The sequence below is a fragment of the Arthrobacter sp. zg-Y916 genome (assembly GCF_020907385.1).
GTDB classification, from domain to species: domain Bacteria; phylum Actinomycetota; class Actinomycetes; order Actinomycetales; family Micrococcaceae; genus Arthrobacter_B; species Arthrobacter_B caoxuetaonis.
This window is the reverse complement of sequence record NZ_JAJJOD010000011.1, coordinates 129,820-152,563: the sequence shown is the minus strand read 5'-3', so window position 1 is coordinate 152,563 and position 22,744 is coordinate 129,820. Positions and strand designations below refer to the sequence as shown.

22 protein-coding genes and 2 tRNA genes are annotated in these 22,744 nt (G+C 63.6%); 12 read left to right on the top strand and 12 right to left on the bottom strand.

The window, feature by feature from the left end; translation table 11 throughout:
- Positions 1-66 precede the first annotated feature (66 nt).
- Positions 67-567, top strand: a complete 501-nt coding sequence (locus LOC59_RS15925; RefSeq protein ID WP_227916884.1) for a hypothetical protein — start codon at positions 67-69, stop codon at positions 565-567.
- 6 nt (positions 568-573) lie between these two features.
- On the opposite strand, the gene LOC59_RS15920 is transcribed toward LOC59_RS15925, so the two are convergent.
- The 4 genes from LOC59_RS15920 to rlmH form a co-directional block, all read right to left on the bottom strand.
- Positions 574-1,284, bottom strand: coding sequence for an alpha/beta fold hydrolase (locus LOC59_RS15920; protein WP_227916883.1), 711 nt, complete (start codon positions 1,282-1,284; stop codon positions 574-576).
- A gap of 62 nt (positions 1,285-1,346) precedes the next feature.
- On the bottom strand, positions 1,347-2,849 hold the full coding sequence (putP, locus tag LOC59_RS15915) for a sodium/proline symporter PutP (protein ID WP_227916882.1): 1,503 nt from the start codon (positions 2,847-2,849) through the stop codon (positions 1,347-1,349).
- Positions 2,850-3,015: 166 nt separating this feature from the next.
- A complete protein-coding gene (locus LOC59_RS15910) occupies positions 3,016-3,663 on the bottom strand; it encodes a DUF4232 domain-containing protein (protein ID WP_227916881.1) in 648 nt (215 codons plus the stop codon).
- 91 nt (positions 3,664-3,754) lie between these two features.
- Complete coding sequence (rlmH, locus tag LOC59_RS15905) at positions 3,755-4,210, bottom strand: 23S rRNA (pseudouridine(1915)-N(3))-methyltransferase RlmH (protein WP_227896231.1); 456 nt, start codon at positions 4,208-4,210, stop codon at positions 3,755-3,757.
- Positions 4,211-4,326: 116 nt separating this feature from the next.
- Between rlmH and LOC59_RS15900 the strand changes: the two genes are divergently transcribed.
- Positions 4,327-5,208: a patatin-like phospholipase family protein gene (locus LOC59_RS15900; protein WP_227916880.1), complete on the top strand. Its 882-nt coding sequence runs from the start codon at positions 4,327-4,329 to the stop codon at positions 5,206-5,208.
- 92 nt (positions 5,209-5,300) lie between these two features.
- Here LOC59_RS15900 and LOC59_RS15895 read toward each other — a convergent pair whose 3' ends face one another.
- Positions 5,301-5,744, bottom strand: a complete 444-nt coding sequence (locus tag LOC59_RS15895) for a DUF1905 domain-containing protein (protein WP_229973048.1) — start codon at positions 5,742-5,744, stop codon at positions 5,301-5,303.
- A 38-nt stretch (positions 5,745-5,782) separates the two neighbouring features.
- Between LOC59_RS15895 and LOC59_RS15890 the strand changes: the two genes are divergently transcribed.
- The gene (locus LOC59_RS15890; RefSeq protein ID WP_229973046.1) at positions 5,783-6,802 is read left to right on the top strand and encodes a DUF808 domain-containing protein; all 1,020 of its coding nucleotides are present in this window, start codon (positions 5,783-5,785) and stop codon (positions 6,800-6,802) included.
- 57 nt (positions 6,803-6,859) lie between these two features.
- Here the strand turns inward: LOC59_RS15890 and LOC59_RS15885 are convergent, their stop codons facing one another.
- Entirely contained in the window at positions 6,860-7,462 is a 603-nt protein-coding gene (locus LOC59_RS15885) for a hypothetical protein (protein ID WP_229973044.1), read from the bottom strand.
- Positions 7,463-7,547: 85 nt separating this feature from the next.
- Between LOC59_RS15885 and LOC59_RS15880 the strand changes: the two genes are divergently transcribed.
- From LOC59_RS15880 to LOC59_RS15870, 3 genes are read left to right on the top strand one after another with little or no spacing between them, the layout of a single operon-like run.
- The gene (locus tag LOC59_RS15880) at positions 7,548-8,282 is read left to right on the top strand and encodes a CDP-alcohol phosphatidyltransferase family protein (protein ID WP_229973042.1); all 735 of its coding nucleotides are present in this window, start codon (positions 7,548-7,550) and stop codon (positions 8,280-8,282) included.
- Positions 8,279-9,019, top strand: a complete 741-nt coding sequence (locus LOC59_RS15875) for a lysophospholipid acyltransferase family protein (RefSeq protein ID WP_227896226.1) — start codon at positions 8,279-8,281, stop codon at positions 9,017-9,019. Before LOC59_RS15880 ends, LOC59_RS15875 begins: the two co-directional genes overlap by 4 nt.
- Complete coding sequence (locus tag LOC59_RS15870; protein WP_229973040.1) at positions 9,016-10,008, top strand: phosphatidate cytidylyltransferase; 993 nt, start codon at positions 9,016-9,018, stop codon at positions 10,006-10,008. The genes LOC59_RS15875 and LOC59_RS15870 overlap by 4 nt, the downstream gene beginning before the upstream one ends.
- A gap of 66 nt (positions 10,009-10,074) precedes the next feature.
- Here LOC59_RS15870 and LOC59_RS15865 read toward each other — a convergent pair.
- From LOC59_RS15865 to tadA, 3 genes are all read right to left on the bottom strand, one after another.
- Positions 10,075-10,164 (bottom strand) — tRNA-Ser (locus LOC59_RS15865).
- Between the two features lie 81 nt (positions 10,165-10,245).
- On the bottom strand, positions 10,246-10,737 hold the full coding sequence (locus LOC59_RS15860) for a pyridoxamine 5'-phosphate oxidase family protein (RefSeq protein ID WP_229973038.1): 492 nt from the start codon (positions 10,735-10,737) through the stop codon (positions 10,246-10,248).
- Between the two features lie 59 nt (positions 10,738-10,796).
- Entirely contained in the window at positions 10,797-11,276 is a 480-nt protein-coding gene (gene tadA, locus LOC59_RS15855; RefSeq protein WP_227896223.1) for a tRNA adenosine(34) deaminase TadA, read from the bottom strand.
- Positions 11,277-11,355: 79 nt separating this feature from the next.
- On the opposite strand from tadA, the gene upp reads away from it, so the two are divergent.
- From upp to LOC59_RS15840, 3 genes are all read left to right on the top strand, one after another.
- Positions 11,356-11,991: a uracil phosphoribosyltransferase gene (gene upp / locus LOC59_RS15850; protein WP_227916876.1), complete on the top strand. Its 636-nt coding sequence runs from the start codon at positions 11,356-11,358 to the stop codon at positions 11,989-11,991.
- A 505-nt stretch (positions 11,992-12,496) separates the two neighbouring features.
- The gene (locus LOC59_RS15845) at positions 12,497-13,354 is read left to right on the top strand and encodes a winged helix-turn-helix domain-containing protein (protein WP_227896221.1); all 858 of its coding nucleotides are present in this window, start codon (positions 12,497-12,499) and stop codon (positions 13,352-13,354) included.
- Between the two features lie 155 nt (positions 13,355-13,509).
- Entirely contained in the window at positions 13,510-14,037 is a 528-nt protein-coding gene (locus LOC59_RS15840; RefSeq protein ID WP_227916875.1) for a SixA phosphatase family protein, read from the top strand.
- A gap of 3 nt (positions 14,038-14,040) precedes the next feature.
- Here the strand turns inward: LOC59_RS15840 and LOC59_RS15835 are convergent, their stop codons facing one another.
- Positions 14,041-15,465, bottom strand: coding sequence for a dihydrolipoyl dehydrogenase family protein (locus LOC59_RS15835; protein WP_229973036.1), 1,425 nt, complete (start codon positions 15,463-15,465; stop codon positions 14,041-14,043).
- A 130-nt stretch (positions 15,466-15,595) separates the two neighbouring features.
- Positions 15,596-15,671: transfer RNA gene (locus LOC59_RS15830), tRNA-Arg, on the bottom strand.
- A gap of 306 nt (positions 15,672-15,977) precedes the next feature.
- Here LOC59_RS15830 and LOC59_RS15825 point away from each other — a divergent pair.
- Together LOC59_RS15825 and LOC59_RS15820 are read left to right on the top strand one after the other, a co-directional pair.
- Complete coding sequence (locus LOC59_RS15825; protein ID WP_227896218.1) at positions 15,978-17,873, top strand: phosphoenolpyruvate carboxykinase (GTP); 1,896 nt, start codon at positions 15,978-15,980, stop codon at positions 17,871-17,873.
- Positions 17,874-19,033: 1,160 nt separating this feature from the next.
- Positions 19,034-19,426 carry an HU family DNA-binding protein gene (locus LOC59_RS15820; RefSeq protein ID WP_227896217.1) on the top strand — a complete coding sequence of 131 codons (393 nt, stop codon included), beginning with the start codon at positions 19,034-19,036 and terminating at the stop codon, positions 19,424-19,426.
- A 102-nt stretch (positions 19,427-19,528) separates the two neighbouring features.
- On the opposite strand, the gene LOC59_RS15815 is transcribed toward LOC59_RS15820, so the two are convergent.
- Entirely contained in the window at positions 19,529-19,924 is a 396-nt protein-coding gene (locus LOC59_RS15815; protein ID WP_227916872.1) for a hypothetical protein, read from the bottom strand.
- Positions 19,925-20,195: 271 nt separating this feature from the next.
- Between LOC59_RS15815 and LOC59_RS15810 the strand changes: the two genes are divergently transcribed.
- Entirely contained in the window at positions 20,196-22,706 is a 2,511-nt protein-coding gene (locus tag LOC59_RS15810; RefSeq protein ID WP_229973034.1) for a helix-turn-helix transcriptional regulator, read from the top strand.
- Positions 22,707-22,744: the final 38 nt, after the last annotated feature.

The following is a 22,744-nucleotide window of genomic DNA, read 5'->3' as shown; positions in this document are numbered from 1 at the left end:
TTCCGCGTTTCGTGGGACGGCCTGCAGGATGATGGTTGCAGCAACAAGCACGCGTACAGGGGGATTATGGACAGCGCCACCCTTCGTTCCTTGGAGGTCACCGGTCCCGCCGTCGCACGGATGGCCCGGGCACGGCGCCGGAGGATGACGGCCCAGGTGCTCATGCTCGCCAGCTGGGTGCTGCTGCTCCCGGCCATTCTGCTGGTGCTCCTGAGCGGGCTGCTTCCACCGCTGATCGGAGAAGCAGCGGGATACCTGCTCGTGGTCTGCTTCCTGCTCGGATTCGCGCTCTGGATTCCGGAATCCTTCTTCCGCAGGCGCGAGGAGGCGGCACGGCACAAAGCGTTTCCGGAGGTGGAATCAGCGCTGGCAGGGCTCCGCGCCGGCTGGCAGTTGGAGTGGTACGTTCCCTACGGTCTGGGATGGGACCGGCTGGTCACCCGCGGGAGCTGGAAACAGCGGTTCGAATGGCGGGTGGTTTACCAGGGAGGCACCATGCTGCTCACGGAAATCCCGGCAGCAGAACACCAGGAGGACGACGACGAGGACGACGAGGGCGAAGACTGATGGCGGCTAAGCCGGACCGCTGGCGTCCACAGCGGCCAGGATGAGCTGCGCCAGCTCCGCCGGGCGGGTGAACTGCGGCCAGTGCCCGGTGGGCAGGTCAACGAAGTCAACGTCGCTGATCCGGGCAAGTTCGCTCACGTACGGATGCCCGTCCTCGATCAACTGTTGAAGGACCGACGCGGGAAACTCGCAGGCAATCACGGTAGCCGGAACATCCCAGCGCCGTTCATTGGAGAGTTGCTGGAGGTCGCGGGTGACAGCAGCCGGCTCGGGCCGCGATATGGCCCGAAACTGCTCCTTCAACGGCTCTGTCAGCCCGATGAGGTCCGCATCGTCGAAGGCATCCCAGTCCGGCAGCGGTACCTCTCCACCGGTGACGGGCAGCCCGTCATTGATCGCCGCGCCCTCGCCGAGCGGACCGGCATCCACATAGATGGTGCGCAGCACGCGGTCCGGGCGGGCATCGACTGCGCCGTAGGCGATACCGCCACCGCCGGAATGGCCAACCAGCACCACCGGGCGGTCCAGGCCGTCAATGGCCTGCACCACGGCGTCGATGTGGTCCTGCAGGCCGATGCCGCTGCGGTCTGCCTCGACGGACTCCAATCCGGGCAGGGTCAGCGGATGCACGGTATGCCCGGCCGCTTTTAGGGCGGGAGTGACCCCCGACCAGGATGATGCGTCCAGCCAGAAACCCGGAACCAGGATGATGTCCATGGGACGGACCTTAGGGGATGGCCCGCGGACAGGCCAGCCCCTGGCACCGGAAGACGGAGCAGTTAGCGTGCAGGAACCGTTTCCGGATCTTCGGCACCGCGCCGGGCGAGGTCCCGCGCCTCATCGAAGTTCTTGTCCATTCCGGCCGGAGCCCGGGTGAACAGGCTGACGACGACGGCAAGCAGCAGGTTCACGGCGAAGCCCGGGATGATCTCGTACAGGGTGGAGGAGAGTTCCGAGCTGCCCCAGGCGAAGGCCGTCACGGCACCTGCCGCCATGCCGGTGAGGGCACCGGCTGCGGTGAGCCGGCGCCAGAAGAGGCACAGCAGGATGGTGGGCCCGAAGGCCGCACCGAAGCCCGCCCACGCAAAGCCGACCAGGTCCAGGATCGAGTTGCTGCGGTCCAGCGCCAGCAGGATCGACACCACGGAAACGACCAGCACCGCACCGCGGCCGAGCATTACCAGCAGCCTCTGGGAGGCGTCCTTCTTGACCACAATCTTGTACAGGTCTTCCACCAGGGCGGAGGACGTGACGATCAGCTGGCTGGAAATGGTGCTCATGATGGCGGCCAGGACGGCGGCCAGCACAAACCCGGCCACCAGCGGATGGAACAGGGTCTGTGCCAAGCTCAGGAACACAGCCTCGGGATCATCCAGCGTCAGGTTGTTCTGCTGGAACCAGGCCGCACCGACCAGGGCGGTGAACACGGCTCCGGTGACGCTCAGCAGCATCCACCCGACGCCGATCCGGCGGCCCGCTACGGCGTCGGCAGGGGAGCGCAGGGCCATAAAGCGGACAATGATGTGGGGCTGGCCGAAGTAGCCCAGGCCCCAGGCGAGGGCAGAGATGACGGCCAGCGCCGTCGTGCCGGCCACCGGGTTGAGCATGGCGGGGTCGATTTCGCGCAGCGATTCGGCCATGCCGGACGGCCCGCCCACCAGGAAGATGCCCACCAACGGGACGGCGATGAGGGCGATCACCATCATCAGGCCCTGCACCACGTCGGTGTAGCTCGCGCCCAGGAACCCGCCGAAGAGGGTGTAGGCGATGGTCACTCCGCCCACGATCAGCATGCCGGTGGTGTAGCTGGAACCAAAGGAACTCTCGAAGAAGACACCGCCGGCCACCATGCCGGAAGAGACGTAGAAGGTGAAGAAGACCAGAATGATGATGCCCGAGACGACGCGCAGCACGCGCGTGCGGTCCTGCAGCCGGTTCTCCAAGAAGCTCGGCACCGTAATCGAGTTGTTGGCCACCAGTGTGTAGGAGCGCAGCCGCGGGGCGACGAACTTCCAGTTCAGCCAGGCGCCGATGGTGAGCCCGACGGCAATCCAGGCTTCGGTGAGTCCGGAGAGGTAGATGGCACCCGGCAGGCCCATCAGCAGCCAGCCGGACATGTCTGAGGCTCCCGCGCTGAGTGCTGCAACACCTGGCTTCAGCCCCCGCCCGGCCAGCATGTAGTCATCCAGGTTTGAGGTGCGGCGGTAGGCCCACCACCCGATGGCCAGCATGGCGGCCATATAAATGAGCAGGGCAATCAGCTTGTACGTTTCGTCAGTCATGCAGCCGTTCCGGTCAGTTCCGTATCGCGTCGGTAAGGGTCAGGACGGCCCGCGCACACCGAACAAGAACGGTGGTGCGGGCCACAAGTGCCCATAAGTATGCCAAGCGCGGAACACGACGGCCAATTTGCCATCTGCTGGAATTGGGTGACGAAGGCGCCCTGTGCTAGCGCGGACCGGTGAGCGGACCGACCTCCAAAAGCTCGACTTCTTCGTTGCTGCAGCCGTATCCGGCACGGGCGATGTTGAGGTGGGCAGTGTCTTCCGGGGGGAAAATGCGGAGCCCGGAAACCGACACCGATGAGCACTCCTCGCCGTAATTCTCCGGGCGGGTTTCGCGGAGTGTTGCAACAGCGGACTGCCCCGGAGCCAGGGTCACTGCCACGGCGTCGGTCCCGCCGGAACGGGTAGCCGGTGCACCGACCTGCGTCCCTGATATCCCGAGGTAGGAGACACCCGGGAACCCGAAGGTGGAGCACGGCTCGGAGGAGGTGTTCGTCAGCACCAGGTCGCGGTAGACGCTGCCGGCGGCACCTCCGCCCGGGGTGTCTTCGACCGCTGCGGAGAGTTTGTCTGCCGTGCAGGGTGCTGCGCCCTCAACGGAAGAAGGCGCAGACGTTTCGGGTGCCGCGGTGGCGTTGCGGGAGCCGCTCGGGGAGCCGCTCGGTGAGGCGCCCGCCGTCGTGCCGGCCGACGGAGTGGGGGACGCTGACTCATCCGCATTGTCGCTGCCTCCGCACCCTGCCAGAACCAGGGCGGCGACAAGCAGGCTTGAGGAAAGGAGGAGCGGGGTTCGGGCGGCCGTGGTTCTCATGAGTTCACCCTGAACCTGTCGATTGACATGGTCAAACCGCACCGCGGGTCCGTCCCGAACCACACCAAATTGTTACGGAAGGGGCGGATGGTTATTCGTGGTGATACGGGCGCCCGGCGGCGATCTCCTGTGCACGGTAGACCTGCTCCGCGAGGATCAGGCGGACCAGCTGATGCGGAAAGACCAGGGGCGAGAGGGACCAAACGAAGTCCGCGCGGTCGTGGACGCTTTGGTCCACGCCGTAGGCACCGCCGATGATCAGCGTGACATTGCGTGAATTGTCCAGCGGCTTCTGCAGCGTCTTCGCGAGCTGCGGCGAGGTGATGGCTTTGCCGCGCTCATCGAGGAGGATCACGTAGTCGCTGCCGAGCTTGGCCAGCAGCCGCTCCGACTCCTCTTTGCGGGCGGCGTCGTTTTCCCGCGCGGAATGCGGGATGGAAATCCAGGACAGGTCGAAGGGTTTTTTCAGCCGCTTCTCGTAGCGGCGGATCCCGTCAACCACCCAGTCCTCGTGCTTGCGGCCGACCATCAGAACGCGTAATGCCATGCCTCTATTGAATACCGGCAGCGGACGGCGCAGAAACACGCGGCGCGGCTGCCCCTCGGTGGCCGGCGGGTCTAGACTCCCGGGCAGTGGGCCGTAAACGAACGGAGTGCGCAGCTATGAGCCAAACACGGGCGGTTGTCCTTGGCGGCGGGGGAGTAGCGGGGATCGCATGGGAGATGGGCGTGCTGGCGGCGCTGCTGGAGGAAGGCATCGACTTGAACGCCGCGGATCTGGTGGTGGGTACTTCTGCCGGGTCGATGGTGGGGGCGGCGCTGCGCGCCGGACTGCTGCCGCAGGTCCTGGCGGCACAGCTCGACGACGCCGGGGCGGCGCTGGCTGGGCCGGGAACCGATGCGCCGTACCAGGATCCGAGCGGGTTCAGCAGCGAGGCCTTTATCGAGCTGACGGCAACGGCGGGACGCGGCGACGGCGATGAGAAGGCGGCCCGGGCGAGGGTAGGCCAGCTGGCGCGCACCACTCCAGCGGTGATGACCGAGGGGGAGTGGGTGTCCAGCATCCGTTCCCTGCTGCCGCAGCAGCAGTGGCCGGACAAACCGTTTGGGATTGCGGTGGTGGATGCGGAGGACGGCTCGTTCACGGTGCTGGATGCCATGTCCGACGTCGAGCTGGCCCGCGCGATTGCCGCCAGCTGCGCCGTGCCCACCGTCTGGCCGCCGGTCACCATCCTCGGCCGGCAGTACATGGACGGCGGGATGCGCTCGGCCACCAATGCCGACGTGGCCGAGGGATACGGGAAGGTGCTGGTGCTGGCCTCCGGACCGGAGGCTCCCGTGAGCCCGTTCGGCCCCAGCCTGCCGCAGGCACTGGCGAAACTCCAGCAGCACAGCAGCACCTTCGTGGTGGAGGCGGACGAGGCAGCCCTGCGTGAATTTGGGGTGAATCCGCTGCTGCGCTCCACCCGGATTCCGGCGTCGGCTGCCGGACGGCGCCAGGGCGCGGAAGCGGCGGCGGCGATTCGGGATTTCTGGACCGCCTGAGTTTCGAGTCGGGGCATTCCATGACCACGAGGACTCCGCCGAGTGCCGCCTGGTAGGCGTAGCGTGTGCCGTTTCGCGCGCGACGCCGTCGGCTAGGGGAATGGATGACCAATACCGTTGGCCGCACGCCCACCACGTGGAGCCACGCTCAGCTCAACCGCCACCGTATCGCCGTCGGCTATCCGTTCCTTGGACCGGACGTCCTTCCTTAGGGGCAGGGCATAACCTCCGCTGCGAGGCAGCAGTGAGGTCTCCCAACCGGAATCCCCGATCCGGACACAGACAGGGATTGCTCCCCACCCGTACGTGGCTTCGGAGGCGCAGCCGCGAACGTAGTCAGCTGCGTCCTCGGACAGAAGCACCCAATAGAACGGCGGCGGTCCGCGCCACTCGAACACCTCCGCGCTGAATGATGTGTCCACGCCATGAAAGGTAGCTTCCCGGGCCCGGGGCGGCAACGGAAATGGCCACGGCAGAGGGCGCTGCGGAACTATAATCCCGGTATGGCAATTCCGCGCCTGAAGGGCGCCACCCATGAACAGCTGTCCGTCTCCAACCCGCACGGCGGCAGACTGTGAGCGGCGGACTCGTTGCACTGCTGGACGACGTCGCCGCCCTGGCCCGCATAGCGGCCGCCTCAGTGGACGACATCGCCGCCGGAGCCGCCAAAGCGGGTGCCAAGGCCGCCGGCGTCGTAATTGATGACGCCGCAGTCACGCCGCAGTACGTCTCCGGTGCCGACCCGTCCCGCGAACTGCCGATGATCAAGAAGATCTTCTGGGGTTCGCTGCGCAACAAGCTGCTGATCATCCTGCCTGCGCTGCTGCTGGTCAGCGCCTTCATTCCGGGCGTCATCCCGTTCATCCTGATGCTCGGCGGTACCTACCTCTGCTACGAGGGTGCGGAAAAGGTCTGGCACAAGTTCTTCGGCCACCATGAGGCCACAGAGGCTCCAGCAGTCGAACGTGGTCCGGGAGCAGAGTCGAAGGTCATCAAGGGTGCCATCACCACAGACTTCATCCTGTCCTGCGAGATCATGGTCATCTCCATGAACGAGGTGGCTGACGCGTCGATCTGGGTCCGCGCAATGATCCTGGTTGTCGTCGCGATCGCAATCACGGTGCTCGTCTACGGCGCAGTTGCCTTGATCGTCAAAATGGACGATATCGGCCTGCACCTGGCAGCCAAGGACTCGGCAGCCGGCAAGCGTGTTGGCGGCCTGCTGGTCAAGGGAATGCCCTCCGTGCTGGCGGCGATCACGCTGGTGGGAACGATTGCCATGCTCTGGGTGGGCGGTCACATCATGCTGGTCGGCGCGTACGACCTTGGCTGGCACGCACCGTACGACCTCGTCCATCTCCTGGAGCATCCCGTGGCCGGGATTGCGGTTGTGGGAGGCTTCCTGGGCTGGCTCGTGAACACGCTCTGCTCCGCGGTCTTCGGACTCGCCTGGGGCCTGGTGGTCATGGCCGCACTAGTCCCGCTGAAGAAAGTCCTGCCGTTCGGCAAGAAGAAGGACGGGCAGGAATCCGGTGACACCCGCGCTGCTGTTGCCGGGCGCCCGCCGGAGAAACCGGACACTGACGCGGGCTAGAGAATGTTAAAAGCGAAAGGCCCCGGTTCCCTTTACAAGGGAACCGGGGCCTTTCCGTTAAGAGTCCCGTGAACGGCGGGACTTCAGCGGAATGAATACAGCGTAGAACGCGCCCCAGCACAGCCAGAAAACAGTCGAGATGCGCCGTTCAGAGAGTCCAGGAAACCTGCGGCGACCCACAGCGGCAATCCCGGATACTGCCGCCGTTACCGCGAGGAACCGGATCATTCGGCCGGGCACGCTCCAGGCAAGGAATGCCACGAGCGGGGTCCGCTGCAGTCCGGCTGCCCGCGCGTAGAGCTTGTAAGGGACTCCGCGGGTGGGTCCCCGCAGCAGGGAAGCGGGGCCGGACACGGCGATCTCCTGCTCCACCTCGCCGATCATGGCATCCGTTACCGCCGGAATTTTCGTTAGCGCCTTACTCGAGGTGTCTGCGGCTACCTTCTGGCCCCACCAATATGTCACTGCCCCTCCGGCCATTGCGCCGCCGAGGGCTGAGACCGTGGTGCCGATCGCGCGTTTCGGCCGGCGCAGCCCCACCCAGGATGTCCACACATCGGGCACCACAAAGAAAAACGTCGCTTCTGCGAAGCCCCAGGCGCCGGCGATTCCGTGGTCCCGCAGGGCGTTTCTGAACGCTGATTTGCGCCGAGCTCTCATGCTCACACTGTAATGAATGGTGAAAGGGAACTACGGGATTGATCGCGGGTTGCTGCCGGTTCCGCCGGCCAGCTCGTAATAGCGTATGGGCTACGGCAAAAGGCAAAATGAACGGACACTCCACATGAGCCACGGAACAGATAGGCGGGAAATACCGCAGCGCAGCAGCCGGTGGGCGGCAAAATCAGCAGATATTCTTGCGGCGGCGAAACTCACCCCCAATCAAATCTCAGTCGGTTCAGTGGTATTCGCCGCAGCGGGCGCCGCGGCGCTTATCTGTTCGGCGTATACCGACGACGCAGTAATTCGTGCTGTTCTTCTTGCCGGGGCTGCTGCCTGTATACCGCTGCGTTTGTTGTTGAACATGCTCGACGGAATGCTGGCCGTAGAAAAGGGCATGAGCTCACCGGTGGGCGATATCTACAATGAACTGCCTGACCGGATCTCCGATGTGCTGTTCCTGGGGGCAGCAGGCGTCGCGACCGCCGGGCTGGTGACCGCCGGCCGAGTGGATTTCGGGGTGACGCTGGGATTCCTTGCGGCGATACTCGCCGTGCTCACTGCCTACATCCGCTGCCTCGGGGCAGCCCTCGGCACGGGACACTTCTTCGACGGGCCCTTGGCCAAACCCCACCGCATGTGGTTGCTGATGATCGGCGTCCTGGCGGGCATCGCCGAAACCTGGCTTCCCTGGCCGGAAGGGTGGGCGCTGTTCGGCACACTGGCCCTCATCGCATTGGGTTCCCTGCTCACGTGTATGCGCCGGTTGCGCCGTGTCAGCGCTGCGCTGCGTGCCCGCAGCAGGGACTTGCCATCATGAACGTCGGCAGGGCCTCCCGGCGCGGCCTCGCGAAACTTATCAGCGCCTTCGCGGGTGCGCGCGTGGTGACTGCAGCCGGAGAATCTGGGCTGGATCTGCCCGAGCAAGCCATCTACTACGCGAACCATTCGAGCCATCTGGACTTCCTCACCATCTGGGCCGCACTGCCGGCAGCGCTTCAGCAACGTGCCCGGCCGGTGGCTGCCAAGGACTACTGGGGCTCCGGGGTGCGCAAGGCTTTTGCGGAACGGATCTTCAACGCCTATTTGGTTGACCGCCACGGCTCCAGCAGCCGCCGGCAGCGCACGTCGGACTCGGGGGTCAGCCCCAAGGGCCAGGTGGAGGGCATGGCGGAGGTGCTGGCAGCCGGTGACTCGCTGATTATCTTCCCTGAAGGCACCCGCGGCGAAGGCGACACAATCGCCGCGTTTCACGGCGGACTGTACAAACTGGCCCGTCTCCACCCTCAGGTCCCCGTGGTCCCCGTGACGCTCGCCAACCTCGGCCGGATCCTCCCTAAAGGTGAGATGATCCCAGTGCCTCACCTCTCCACCGTCATCTTCTGCGAGCCACTTCACCTGGAGCCCGATGAGGACAGACAGACGTTCCTGGCCCGCGCCCGCCAGGTTCTCGTGGAGGGCCTGGCGAAGCATCAAGGCCCACAACCTGCAGATGCCCCCGGAGAGGACGACGGCCCCTCGGCCGCTCCTCGTCAGGCCAGGCAGGACAAGCCGTGAGGGATTGGGAACTGGGTTTGCTGGACTCGTCTTCGCTCAAACTCCTCGGCGGCGTCGTCCTTGTTCTGGTTTTGGCTTCCGGGACCGCGTGGCTGCTGGGGCGCCGATTCGGCAACACGAGCACCATCGTGAACTTGAAGCAGCGCATCAACGCCTGGTGGTTGATGGTCGCACTGTTAGGTGCTGTTTTGGCAGCCGGCGAGACGGTGACGATTGTGCTGTTTCTGGTGCTGTCCCTTCTGGCGCTGCGCGAGTTCATCACCATCTCACCGACCGGCCGCGGAGATCACAAAGCGCTCGTGTGGCTGGTGTTCATCATCCCCGCGGTGCACTACTGGTTCCTGTGGGAACACTGGTACGGCATGTTCAGTGTGTTCATCCCGGTGTACGCCTTCCTCTTCCTGCCGGCGCGCAATGCACTCGCCGGGCAGACCACCGGGTTCCTGCAGCGGACCGCGGTCATTCAGTGGGCGCTGATGGTATGCGTTTACGCCATCAGCTACGCCCCGGCGCTCCTGCAGCTTCCGGTAGCCATGGAGGCAGGGCGGGATGCGGCCGAAGGCTCGGCGCCCGGAACCGGCGGGGCTACCGGCGCACATCTGCTGCTGTTCCTGCTGATCGTGGTGCAGGGCTCCGATGTGCTGCAGTACGTGTGGGGCAAGACGCTCGGGAAGCATCCGATCGCGCCGAGCGTGAGTCCCAACAAGACCTGGGAAGGATTCATCGGGGGAGTGCTTTCGGCCACCGCCCTGGGGGCTGCCCTCTGGTGGATCACACCGTTCACCCCGCTGATGGCCGCGCTCCTGGCGTTCATCTCCTGTGTGATGGGTTTCGCCGGGGGCCTGGTGATGTCTGCCATTAAGCGCGACCGCGGCATCAAGGACTTCGGCTCCACCATTCCCGGTCACGGCGGCATCATGGACCGTCTGGACTCGCTCTGCTTTGCGGCACCGGTCTTCTTTCACGCCGTGCGCTTCTTCTACACCTGACGGCGGGCACGGCAAAGCAAAGGCCCCGGTTCCCTTGATTTACAAGGGAACCGGGGCCTTCTCAGTTGGCGGTGACGGTGGGATTTGAACCCACGTTGGCTTTTACACCAAACAACATTTCGAGTGTTGCACCTTCGGCCGCTCGGACACGTCACCAACGCGTCAACCTTACCGGGTCCGGGGCCTCAAGCCCAAAACGTCTGCAAGCCGGAGCCCGCCTCAGGTGCCGCTGCGCACCTACAGGTCGACGACGTCGTTCTTGCCGATGTCCGGGGTGTCCCCGGTGACGGAGCTCTTGGCGATCTTGAAGATGCTGGCTACCTTCGGCTCGTCGGATACCCAATACTCGGCGGTATCGCTGTTGACCTTGATCAGGGCAATGGAGGGGTCTTCACGGCCCTGTTCGAACCATGCAGCTGCGGAGGCCTTCCAGAGTTCCTGGATTTTCTCCTGGTCCCGGGAGATCTCGGCTCGTCCGCTGATGGAAAGGTAGCCCTTTTTGTCGGCAATGGAGACGTTGACATTGGGGTTGTTGCGGATCTCGTCAGCCTTGGGGGAAGGGTCCTGGGTGAAGAACCACAGGTTGCCGTCCGCATCCGTTTCCTGCAGTTCCAGCGGACGGCTGACCAGTTTCCCGTCCAAATCGACGGTCGTGAGGTTCCCGATGCTTGCATGCTCAAGGATTTTCACTACGCGGTCGATTCCTGCCTGCTGCTCCTGGGAAGTCATGCCTGCTCCTTGCTGCCGAGGTAACTGAACGACAGCAAGCCTACTGATTACTAGTCGCTCTAGGTACTCCCGGCGATACGCCGTGAGCCGAAAAAGCTCCGAAGGAGGTCCGCACATTCGGCTTCCCGCACTCCGGGGAAGACTTCCACCCAATGGTTCAGGCGGGGTTCGCGAAGAATATCGAACACCGATCCGGACGCCCCTGCCTTCTCATCCCAGGCACCGAACACCACGCGGGGAACCCTGGCAAGCACGATGGCCCCGGCGCACATCGCACACGGTTCGAGCGTGACCACCAGGGTGCAGCCGGCCAGCCGCCACTCGCCGAGAGCCGCGGCGGCCTCGCGGATGGCAACAACCTCTGCGTGCGCGGTCGGGTCCCCGGTCGCCTCCCGCTCGTTGCGCCCGGTTCCCAGGACCTCCCCGCCGGGACCGATGACGACGGCGCCGATCGGGACATCCGACGTCGCCAGGGCGGCACGCGCCTGGTCCAGGGCCATCCCCATCCAGGCGTCGTGGGAGGGGGTGATGAAATCCATACGCCTATGGTCCCTCATCCCTGTGTCCGGGGCGCAAATCCGCCCGGTTCGCCGGGGGCCGCGGTGATAGTTTGGACTTATGCGCGTACTAGTAGTGGATCATCCCCTCGTAGCCCACAAGTTGACCGTCCTCCGGGATAAGGACACCCCTTCCCCGGTCTTCCGTCTGCTCACCGAAGAACTCGTGACCCTGCTGGCGTACGAAGCCACCCGCAATGTCCGGGTAGAGCCCGTGAACATCGAAACCCCGGTCACCTCGACCGTGGGAACCGGCCTGGTGAAGCCCACGCCGCTGGTTGTTCCGATCCTGCGTGCCGGCCTCGGCATGCTGGAAGGCATGACCCGGCTGGTCCCCACCGCCGAAGTCGGCTTCCTGGGCATGGCACGCAATGAAGAGACCCTCGAGGCCATTACCTATGCGGAGCGCCTTCCGGACGACCTGACCGGCCGGCAGGTCTTCGTTCTGGACCCGATGCTTGCCACCGGCGGCACCCTGCGGGAAGCCATTAAGTTCCTCTTCCAGCGCGGAGCAGCCGAGATCGTCTGCATCTGCCTGCTGGGTGCGCCCGAAGGCCTGAGCGTCCTGGAGGAAGAGCTCGCAGACGCCAACGTCACCATCGTCCTGGCGTCCATCGACGAACGGCTTAATGAAAAGGCCTACATCGTGCCGGGCCTCGGAGATGCCGGAGACCGTCTCTACGGGATTGTCCACTAGGCACCCGACCGATTGGCGGCAAATGTCCATTATGTGGACAGCGGCGCCCTCGCTTGACACTGAGCGGCTCATAAGCAGGCTTATGAGCCGCTCATTTCTTTAAGTAGACGATCCACTCGCTGCGCCTTATAGAACAAGGGTTCTTGCGCAGAAGTGGCCCAGCGGCAGCGGATGCGAATGATGCAACATCTGGTGAGTTCTGTCACAAAACGGCCATATGTGTCCACTATGTGAGACCGTGCAACCATTGTTACTTGTGCGAATAGCTTTATTACATGCAATAATCCGTAACGTGAACATCCACACGACAGCATGTGTCGCAGATCTTCTTTTTGGCACCTGTGCCAGCCAGAAGAGCTGCTGTCGTTGATTGCAGGCCTAGGACACCACCCCCCGTCCGTGGCACCACACCAGCCCACCGAAAGGGCGCAACCCCTGCGCCGTCTCGACCGGGAACACCCCCTGCATAGAGCCGTCTGACGGCAATTCACCATGAGGTCCCAAAATGTCAGTAGCATCCGGGTACGTCCACATCTCTCTCCGCAACGCACAGACCCGCTCGGCGGGTATGCCTCAACGCCAGGCAGCGCCCGGGTTCCGGCCCTTCGGTGCCCCGGGTGCCTTGCAGCAGTTCCCAGGCCAGGTGATTCCCACCGGCGCCCGTCCGATGGGTGCAATTAGCCCGGACGGTCTGCCCATGACCGCCCCCACCCCTGTTGTGGCGCCGTCAGGCATCCCCGGCCCGCAGCCGGTGGCCAGTGACACGGTCGCCCGCGGCTTTGTCATCTATGTCGGCCTCGACGAAGACACTGCTGCCGCCAACGGGACAACCCTTACCAAGCTTGCCCAGGAAATGCGTGCACACGTCCAGACCCTGGTTCCGGGCGCCCAGAGCCACGCCGCGGTAGCACTCGCTCCCGTCGGTGCCTCCGGAACAGACATCGACGTCGTGCGCCAGGCGCTGGGGGACCCCACCGTCAATCGCCGCCAGCGGCAGGAGACAACCGCGCCGGCTCCGATCCAGCCGAGCGCACCCCGGCCCTCCGGCGTGCTGATCGACCTGTCCCGGCGCGAGGTGCACCTGGACGGCGAAACGCTGAACCTGACCTTCAAGGAGTTTGAACTCCTCAACTACCTGGTGGAGAATGCCTCCCGCACGGTAGGGCGTGAAGAGCTGCTCTCCGGCCTCTGGCGCAATGCCGAGGAAGTACCTAACGAGCGGACGATCGACGTCCACATCCGCCGCCTGCGTTCCAAGCTGGGACGCCTGGCCAACACGGTCCGCACGGTCCGCGGACAGGGTTACCGCTTCTACGAGCACCCCGAGGTTGTTGTCTGGGCTGCTCCGGAATACAGCATCTAGCGACACCCCTTCCCATCGAGAGGGCAGTTACGGCCGGTTTCAGCCCTGAAACCAGCCGTAACTGCCCTCTCGGCGGTGTGGAGCCGGCCGGGCTGGAACTGAGCGGCGGGCCGGAAGCGGAACGCCCTGCAACCGGGCGCGGATAGACTTGGCCCATGAGCGGCCACCACATCAAGAAACTCATGCTGCTGAGGCATGCCAAGGCAGACTGGCCGCGCGAAGTCACGTCCGACCACGAGCGCCCGCTCTCCGGCCGCGGGCACCGCGACGCCCCGCAGGCCGGGATCTGGATGCGGGAGCACGACGCCGTCCCGGACTTCATTCTTTGTTCCTCCGCCCTGCGCACCCGCCAAACGTGCACCTGGGTCTGCGACGAGCTCGGCGACAAAGCCCCCACCGCCAAACTCGAGGACCGGCTCTACGATGCCTCGGCGGCGTCCATCCTGAGCGTTATCAACCACGTTCCGGAAACCGTCACCAGTCTCCTGGTGATCGCGCACATGCCCGGCGTGCAGGAACTGGCCATGCGGCTGGCCTCGGTCTCCTCGAATGAAGATGCCGTGATGGATATGGCCACCCGGTATCCGACGTCGGGACTCACCGTCATGGAGGTGGAGGTTCCCTGGGCCGAGCTGGACGGCCGCGACGCGAAGATCACCGACTTCGCCGTTCCCCGCGGCTGAGGATCAGAGCCCGTACTTCTCCAGCAGCCGCAGCCAGATTTCGCTGATGGTCGGGTACGCCGGGACAGCGTGCCAGAGCCGTTCCAGGGGCACTTCCCCGGTGACGGCGATGGTCGCGGCATGCAGCAGCTCCGCCACTCCGGGACCGGCAAATGTGAACCCGACCGGAATACCCCGGTCCTCATCGACCACCATCTGGGCCCAGCCCTCGTAGCCGTCGGCAAACAGTGCGGACCCTGCCACGCTGATCGGCAGGGATGTTTCAGAGGCCCGGATGCCGCGCTCCTTCGCCTGGTCAGGGCGCAGGCCCACCATGGCAACTTCGGGATCGGTGAAGACCACCTGGGGAACGGCAGCGTGGTCCGCCGTCGCAGCATATCGGCTCCATCGCGGAGGCTCGCCAAAGCCGATCTCGCCCCTGGCCCGGGCAGCGATCGCCGCTCCGGTGGCACGGGCCTCGTACTTTCCCTGATGCGTCAGCAGGACCTTCCCGGCAGCATCGCCCACAACGTACAGCCAGTTCCCGGCTTCGGCGACAAGCCCGCTGTCATCGCAGGAAATGCCGTGCGGGTCCAGGCCGAGGTCTTCCAGTCCCAGTCCGTCAAGCGCGGGACGCCGGCCGGTCGCCATCAGCAGCCGGTCGCCGTAAAGGAGCTCCCCGCCCGGCAAAGCCAGCACGACGGCGCCCGACGCATCCTCGAAGACCCGGTCCGCGGTGGTGCCGGTGAGGATTTCCACCCCCTCGGACCGCAGCGCCCCGGCCACCAGTTCCGCGGCGGGCCGCGGGAACATCTCCAACAGGCCATGCCGCACCAGCATGGTCACCTCGGACCCCAGCCGGGCATACGCCTGTGCCAGCTCAGTCCCGGCGACGCCCCCGCCAACGACCAGGAGCCTGGGAGGCACTTCCTGTGAGGACGTCGCGTCGGCTGTTCCCCAGAAGTCGACCTGCTCCAGGCCGTCCAAAGGCGGCGTCACCGGCGACGCGCCTGTGGCCAGGACGACGGCGTGGCGGGCCTGGATGCCTACCCGGACTCCGGCGTCGTCACGCACTTCGACGCGGCGTTCACCGGTGAGCCGCGCCCGGCCGCGGACCAGGCCTATCCCGGTTTCTTTCACCCACTCAACCTGGCCGGCGTCGTCCCAGCCGGAAGTGAACGAGTCCCGGCGTTTGAGGACGGCGGGGACGTCGAGCGAACCGGTCACGGCCTGGCGGCTTCCATCAACAGCCTTCGCTTCCGCCAGTGCTGTGCCAGGCCGCAGGAGTGCTTTCGAGGGCATGCAGGCCCAGTAGGAACATTCGCCGCCAACCAGGGCGGATTCAACCAGGATCGCCTCAAGTCCGCCCTGCACCACGCGCGCCGCAGCATTTTCCCCCACCGCGCCGGCGCCGAGAACTATGACATCTGTTTCCAGGGTTTCCGCCATGGCCCGAGCTTTCCATCTGTCCGGGTCCGGAGCAAGGGTCCGAAGATGCCGCAGAATCGCAGGCTGCGCAGCAGAGGGCATGAAAAAACCCGGCCTGACCGCATTTCTGCTGGTCAGACCGGGTTTTCAGTGGTGCGCGCGAAGGGATTCGAACCCCCAACCTTCTGATCCGTAGTCAGATGCTCTATCCGTTGAGCTACGCACGCATTCTTTGGAATATCCTTGAAGTTGGCAGGTTTCCCCGGCTTCTTTCAAGTTCTTCCGTGGCTGTTTGGCCGTAGATAACTATAGCGGGGTTGCGGGGAGAACGCCAATCGGGTTCCGTTACGACAAAACACTAGACCGGTCTATATGACCTTCGTCACTTAAGCGGGTGGTGCAGGCTGGATTTCCCTTGAAATCTAGGGAAATTCGGGCCGGTTGACCAAACGGGCAGCATCTTTGCGCCGCTGGAGAGCAGGAGCTTGGAAATAGCATCAAAAAACACCACTGACCCAACGAAGGGAAGAGTCATGGGCGATGACGCGCGTCAGCTAGTTCTCGATGAGAGCGGCAACGCTGCTCCTAGCCAGTTGCAGGACAGCAAGAACCAGGGAACCTCCAGCGAGGCACCCACCACCCACCGTGCCCTGCTTGACTGGGTGCAGGAAGTGGCCGAGCTGACGCAGCCTGCCCGGGTCTATTGGGTGACTGGCACGGAAGAGGAAAACAAGGCGCTGACGGATGAACTGGTGGAAGCCGGCACCCTGACCCGCCTGAATCCGGAGACCTTCCCGAATTCCTTCGCTGCCTTCTCTGATCCCAAGGACGTTGCCCGGGTCGAGGAGCAGACCTTCATCTGCTCCGAAAAGAAGGAAGACGCCGGCTTCACCAACAACTGGATGGACCCGGCGCAGATGCACGCCAAGCTGGACGGCCTTTTCGCCGGTTCCATGCGCGGACGCACCATGTACGTCATTCCCTTCGTCATGGGCCACCTGGAAGCAGAGGACCCCAAGTTCGGCGTCGAGATCACCGACTCCGCATATGTCGTCGCCTCGATGCGCATCATGGCCCGCATCGGCACGGACGTCCTGCGCAAGATGGAAGAGCTGGATGCCTTCTTCGTTCCGGCACTGCACTCCGTTGGTGCGCCGCTGGCCGAGGGTGAAGCCGACGTTGCCTGGCCCTGCAACGAAGAGAAGTGGATTGTCCACTTCCCCGAAGACCGTTCCATCTACTCCTACGGCTCCGGCTACGGCGGCAACGCCCTGCTCGGCAAGAAGTGCTACGCCCTGCGCATCGCTTCCGTCATGGCGCGGGATGAGGGCTGGCTGGCTGAGCACATGCTCATCCTCAAGCTCACGAGCCCGGAAAAGAAGGACTACTACGTTTCCGCGGCCTTCCCCTCTGCCTGCGGCAAGACCAACCTGGCCCTGCTGGATCCCACGGTTGAGGGCTGGAAGGTCGAAACCCTGGGTGACGACATCACCTGGCTGCGCTTCGGCCACGACGGCGAACTGCGTGCCACGAACCCCGAAGCCGGCCTGTTCGGCGTCGCACCGGGCACCGGCTGGAGCACCAACCCCAACGCCATGCGCGCGATTGCCAAGGGCAACTCCATCTTCACCAACGTCGCGCTGACCGACGACGGCGGCGTCTGGTGGGAGGGCATGACCGACGAAGCACCGGCCCACCTGACGGACTGGCGCGGAAACGACTGGACCCCGGAATCGGGCACCCCGGCCGCCCACCCGAACTCCCGCTTCTGCACGCCGATCGACCAGATCGACATGCTGGCCGAGGAATACTACTCCCCGGACGGTGTGCCGGTTTCGGCCATCCTCTTCGGCGGCCGCCGCAAGACCACCGTTCCCCTGGTCACCCAGGCCCGCGACTGGACCAGCGGCATCTTCATGGGCTCCACGCTCTCCTCGGAGACGACGGCGGCCGCGGCCGGCGCCGTGGGCGTGGTCCGCCGCGACCCGATGGCAATGCTGCCGTTCATGGGCTACGACGCCGGTGACTACCTCAAGCACTGGATCACCCTCAGCGGTGCAGCCAACCAGGACAAGCTGCCCGGCATCTTCCTGGTCAACTGGTTCCGGCGCACCGCCGACGGCGGTTTCGCCTGGCCCGGGTTCGGTGACAACTCCCGTGTGCTGAAGTGGGTCATCGAGCGCCTTGAAGGCAAGGCCGACGCCGTCGAGACCCCGATCGGGTTTGTCCCGACCGGCGATTCGATCGACCTTAAGGGCCTGGACATGACTCCGGCCGACGTCGAAGCAGCAGTGCGCGTGGATCCGGCTGAATGGGAGACCGAGCTGGCCGGGATCGACGAGTGGTACGCCCGCTTTGGTGCGTCACTGCCCGAAGAGCTCTCGGCCAAGCTGGCAGAACTCAAGGAGCGCTTCGCCGCGGCGAAGTAAGTCGTGAAAAAGCAGGGCCCCGCACTCAAAGTGCGGGGCCCTGCTTTTTGGGTTCTGCCGGGTCTAGGACTCAGCAGGCGCTTCGCTGTCCTCAGCCCAGACGGCCGGTTCGCCGGATTCCCAGATGGGGTCGCTGAAGGTCCATACGCCGTCCTGCTCGGAGTAGGCGCGAGAGGGGCGTTGTGCTGCCCGGAGGAGGTCGAGGATGGCGTTTTTTTACGAATCCGGCGATGAAGCCGGTGTCTCCGGCTACAAAATATGCTCATAAACGAGCAAGAATGTAGAGTAATACCGAGAAGTAGCCAGCCGCAGGTTATGCGACTCATAAAAAGGCAAAATCCGGAAGGCGTCGACATGAACGCGAACAAGCCGAAACTCAATATTCCTACTTACAGGGCTTGGACGCCGCAGGCGCAGCGCCAGGAGCTCTCCGGCGTTCATAGGGCCTTCACTTCGATGATGGTTATGCAGTGCGCGGCCCCTCGTCGTGCAGTAGGCCTCGGGCATGGCTGTTGGGGCTAACCCTGATCTGGTGGAGCGTACGTCGGCCCCTGAAGCCAAGCAGCGCCCGGGCCGGGTCCGTACGATGTGCCACTCGATGGCCCATGACGGCCTCTCCGAGGGGGACAGAAAGCTTGGTCTACGAGACTGCTTTCCCGGACGCCCTCGACGCATTTCCGTGGAGACGAGGGCGATCATCCCCGCCGGGACGTCGTGTGTTCCGACCTGGAGACGCGTTAGCGCGAGTACTCCAGACGCCGTAACTCGACGCCACAGCGGATGATCCGTGCGCGGGTGAACCAGGAATACAACGAAACCGATGCCGGACGAGTGCTTGGTCTCGGGAGCGATTCAGCGGAGCCCCTGCAGGATCCGGACTTTGAATTCGGCGGGCAACTCGACAGGCCTGTATTCAGACCAATACGGCAAGGAGTTAGAACATGAAGATTCCAGGGTTTCCCAGCGGGGACGAGCCGCAGGGTGGATCCGAAGCACCGAGTATTTCGAGGAGCCAGAGGATGGCGGTATGCAGATGGGTTAGACCTAGACTGCGTGCTGCGCAAAGCTCATAAATGAGCTGGTAGAGCGCCGCACCGTGGTCTGCAGTGTGTGAGGTTCTATCGTATGAGGTTGGAGTGCTTCCGGCTGAGACGACTTTTTTGGAGAAGAACGTAATGGTCAAGAATGGTGATGGTGGTGGTCGCGTGAATAAGAGGGAGTACGTCGTTCGTGTTGCCCGTCGCGCAGGCGTGCCGATTCGAGTTGCAACGGATGTGTATGAGGCGGTTATCGAAGAGATTCTCGACATTGTCGAGAACGGTGACCGGCTCACTCTGACGGGGTTCGGTAAGTTCTACCCGCAGAAGCACAAGGGGCACCGTGTGCAGCGAATCAACGAGGAGGGCAAGCTCGAGGGGACCGAGGATCCCGAGACCGTTGATGACTACGCTGTGTTGAAGTTTTCGGCGACTCGAGCGGTTAACCGCAAGATCGGTTCGAATCCCCACCATGATCCGGCTCTTGGCACTGACGACAAAGAAGACGCTTCGTAGAAGCTAGGAAAGACAGAAGCCCCGAGGGATACACTCTCGGGGCTTCTGCTTTTGGGGGAACGACCGGCCGTTGTTGGGGGTTACTCCGGCTGGTCGAGTTGTTCAGCAGCTGCAGCGCTGAACAGGGTTACCGGGATCGATTGCGCGTTGCAGCACGATCATCGATTCTCCGGTGTCTGGAATGATCCTGAACCACGAGCAGCATTTGGATGTGAGAAGCGCTATGCAACTCCATCCGGCTACGATTCGTTCGATTTCAAGACCGTCTTCGATGTCACTGACATCGTCGATGAGAACCGTACCATCCACACTACTGACCGGACCGCAGTCAAGAGAGTCGTCGTCGAGATAGACATCGAGGGATATGGCGGATGCCGAGGGGTACTTATTGAGGACAAGCCTGGCGATACGAAGTGCGTCCTCGCAGTACGTTGAGTGCCCACGAGTGAGCTTTTGGTGCTCGGGGGAAACATTCAAGTCACTCTGGATATCGGTCACTGTACTCCCTTTGAGGTGGCCGGAGGCCGCGCAGTTCGCGTTTCCGAAAGTGTGAACCTTTCAAGTCTTGATCATGCCCGTGATTGTTAGTTGTGGGTTTCCCTATTTGCAGTACAAATTCAGCCTGGATGCAGTAGTTATCCGTGTCCGGAGCGGTTGTGGTCTGGCCGGTATCCTTAGTTACGAGACTGGCGAGGGGTCCTGCTTGGCACCTCTACGAAGGAGAGTGTCTTTGGTTCGGGTGGATAGCCTGCAAGTTACGCTGGCGAAGTTGTCTGCCGGCATCAACGTTGAGGTCGTCGGGACCAAAGGAAGCGGCCGGAGCACCTTCTTAAAGAAGCTCGATGAGGATCTTGCTGCGGCGGGTTTCAACACCGTGTTCATACGGGGTATCTCGGCCCTTAGTGCGCAGCCGCTGGCCGCCCTCCAGGTCTCCTCGCTCCCGATAGGTCGGGTACCCCGGACCGGATCAGTCACCCTGGCGGTTGTCGCCGAGCAGCTCGCGGAGCTTGTTACCGGGAAGTCGGTGATTCTTATCGATGACTGGGATGACCTTGATGACCTGACGCGTGGCGTGGTTCAGGCCGTACGGCACAGGTCCGGTGTGCCGGTGGCAATATCCAAGCGTATGGACCGCCACGTCGGTGTGGAGTCAGAGGTCTCACCCTCCTTTGAGGTCGAGTTGGGCCCGGTTCGTTTCGATGAGCTGCAGGTCGCGCTTGAGAGAAAACTTGGCGGACCTGTGGCGTCAGCGCTGGTCAATGAGGTCTTTGTTCAGTCCGGCGGGCACATCGGCATCGCCATGTCTCTTGTCGACGGTCCGGTGAAAGGGCGGCGTATCAGGGAGGGTGGGCGTGCGTGGAGCGGCACGGGCGACCTTTACAATCCTTCACTTCGGGGTTCATTCGCTGCCTTGCTAGCGGGTCTAACCCCCATTGCTCACGGCATGCTGGGGTTGTTCTCCCTGGCGGATCGTGTCCCTCTTCGTGTTGCACGTGAGGTTGCCGAGTGGGAGGTGATCGAGGAACTGGAGGCTCGCGGTTTCATCAAGATATTCGGCAGGACAGAGCCAACCGTAGTCGTGCATCCACCTGTCTTGTCCTCCTTTCTGCGGGATGAAATGTCAGAGTCGCGCCGAGTGCGTCTTGGGGAGTGGATGGCTACACAAGACGGGTTTGAGGCTGCTCTTTCTGGGACGTTGGAGATCACTCCTATTTCGGACCAGGTCTCAACCTTCGCAAGTGTGGCCAATGGTCACACCCGGTCCCAAAAGGTTGAGGCACAACGTGTCTGGGAAGCAGACCCTTCGCCGCTGAATGCGGCGAGGTATATCGGTACCCTGCTCTGGGACAGCACCGCGGAGCCTGATTATGACGAGGTGATGAGGCGCATGCCGGAGCCCGATAGAGCCTCAATTTCATTGAGCGGCGCCGGTTACCTGATAGCGCGGGCGAGCTGGCTGGCCTATCGGGTTGGTGATCTGGATGCAGCGATCGAACTTCTTCGCGAAGTGGCGGGTCAGAAGAACGACGGCGGGCGCATCGCTCTAGCCAAGATTGTGCAGCTGCAGGCGATGCTCGGGACGATCCCAGAGGGCTATGAGCGGCTATTGGTCTCGTCCGAGGGGTCTCCCGTGGTGGTCAACGACATGCTGGCGCTGGCCCGCGCGATGGTTTGCGTAGTGCGAGGCAGCACATCCGAGGCCAGGAGAAACCTGGCGGACATCTCGATTGCACCGGCGGGGCTGATACCGCTTCAGATGGAGTTTATAGAGAAGCTGCTCGACCTTTACGAGGGTCGTATCCAGGAGGTGGCGGAGTTTGCGCGGACGAAGTTCCTGCAGGCGGTGGAGGGCCTCGACATATCGATCATGCGGGCCTACGGTTGGCTGGCGTGTATGGCGCTCCTGTATCTCGATGACTGGGACGGTCTGGAAGAGATACTGAGCCCCGCTCTTGGTGTCGGTAATACTGCGCTACCCGGAGTGTTCCAGCTAGGGATCTTGAATACCGCGGTTCTCGTGGCGCTCGTACGGGATGATACCGGCTTGGCGCGCCGTTATATCGCCGAGATGGACCAGGTGAAGGTGGCCGACGGGGGTCTTCTCCACCAGCAGCGGGATCTTGCTCGCGCTCGGCTTCTGGTGCATGAAGGGTCGGTCAGCGAGAGCGCACAGTTGCTCCGTTCCGCTGGTGATCGGCTTTGGGCGAGAGGTGCCCGCGTGGCCGCGGTGCAGTGCTATCTCTTCTCTCAGGAAGTGTCGTTTCGCCCGGAGCTCCTGGGGCAGGACCGTGAGAGGTTCTCCCAGGTCGATGGTCATCTGCTTGCTGTAGATACGGGGCACTTCACTGCGATGGTCGACAGGGATGTGAGCAAGTTGGTCCAACTGGCTGACGAGCTTGAGGCGATGGGGCTCCCTGGATGGACGATGTCGACGCTCGAGAATGTGCTGGACTTCCAGCCGGCAGCAGAAGGTGATGCTGAGGCTGCGGAGCTTGAGGTCCGTGTCCGAGATTTGAAGCGGCGGGTTCCGGCCGTGTTCCAGCTGCGCTCCCACCGCCGTTTTCTGGGTGTGCGCGTGAGCGACCGTGAGTGGGATTTCATCCGTGAGGTTGTTACGGGTGCGAGCAACAAGGAGATCGCGGATCAGCTGTCTGTCTCGGTGCGAACCGTGGAGAGCTCCGTGGCGCGCATCGCCAAGAAACTCGAGGTGCGCGGCAGGAGAGGCATTGTTGCCTGGTACGAGGCTCAGCAGGGTGCCGGGGTCTCGCCGGCGAGGTGAAAAAAGCGGCAGCGTTGGTTTCTTTAGCCGGTCCAGGG

Bases quoted from the DNA above. Each gene is read 5' to 3' on its own strand.
- putP (WP_227916882.1), bottom strand. From the start codon at position 2,849: ATGACTGACGAAACGTACAAGCTGATTGCCCTGCTCATTTATATGGCC.
- upp (WP_227916876.1), top strand. From the start codon at position 11,356: ATGCGCGTACTAGTAGTGGATCATCCCCTCGTAGCCCACAAGTTGACC.
- LOC59_RS15925 (WP_227916884.1), top strand. From the start codon at position 67: ATGGACAGCGCCACCCTTCGTTCCTTGGAGGTCACCGGTCCCGCCGTC.
- LOC59_RS15840 (WP_227916875.1), top strand. From the start codon at position 13,510: ATGAGCGGCCACCACATCAAGAAACTCATGCTGCTGAGGCATGCCAAG.
- LOC59_RS15885 (WP_229973044.1), bottom strand. From the start codon at position 7,462: ATGAGAGCTCGGCGCAAATCAGCGTTCAGAAACGCCCTGCGGGACCAC.
- LOC59_RS15880 (WP_229973042.1), top strand. From the start codon at position 7,548: ATGGGCTACGGCAAAAGGCAAAATGAACGGACACTCCACATGAGCCAC.
- LOC59_RS15900 (WP_227916880.1), top strand. From the start codon at position 4,327: ATGAGCCAAACACGGGCGGTTGTCCTTGGCGGCGGGGGAGTAGCGGGG.
- rlmH (WP_227896231.1), bottom strand. From the start codon at position 4,210: ATGGCATTACGCGTTCTGATGGTCGGCCGCAAGCACGAGGACTGGGTG.
- tadA (WP_227896223.1), bottom strand. From the start codon at position 11,276: ATGGATTTCATCACCCCCTCCCACGACGCCTGGATGGGGATGGCCCTG.
- LOC59_RS15860 (WP_229973038.1), bottom strand. From the start codon at position 10,737: ATGACTTCCCAGGAGCAGCAGGCAGGAATCGACCGCGTAGTGAAAATC.
- LOC59_RS15825 (WP_227896218.1), top strand. From the start codon at position 15,978: ATGGGCGATGACGCGCGTCAGCTAGTTCTCGATGAGAGCGGCAACGCT.
- LOC59_RS15920 (WP_227916883.1), bottom strand. From the start codon at position 1,284: ATGGACATCATCCTGGTTCCGGGTTTCTGGCTGGACGCATCATCCTGG.
- LOC59_RS15845 (WP_227896221.1), top strand. From the start codon at position 12,497: ATGTCAGTAGCATCCGGGTACGTCCACATCTCTCTCCGCAACGCACAG.
- LOC59_RS15835 (WP_229973036.1), bottom strand. From the start codon at position 15,465: ATGGCGGAAACCCTGGAAACAGATGTCATAGTTCTCGGCGCCGGCGCG.
- LOC59_RS15875 (WP_227896226.1), top strand. From the start codon at position 8,279: ATGAACGTCGGCAGGGCCTCCCGGCGCGGCCTCGCGAAACTTATCAGC.
- LOC59_RS15895 (WP_229973048.1), bottom strand. From the start codon at position 5,744: ATGGGTGGCGCCCTTCAGGCGCGGAATTGCCATACCGGGATTATAGTT.
- LOC59_RS15910 (WP_227916881.1), bottom strand. From the start codon at position 3,663: ATGAGAACCACGGCCGCCCGAACCCCGCTCCTCCTTTCCTCAAGCCTG.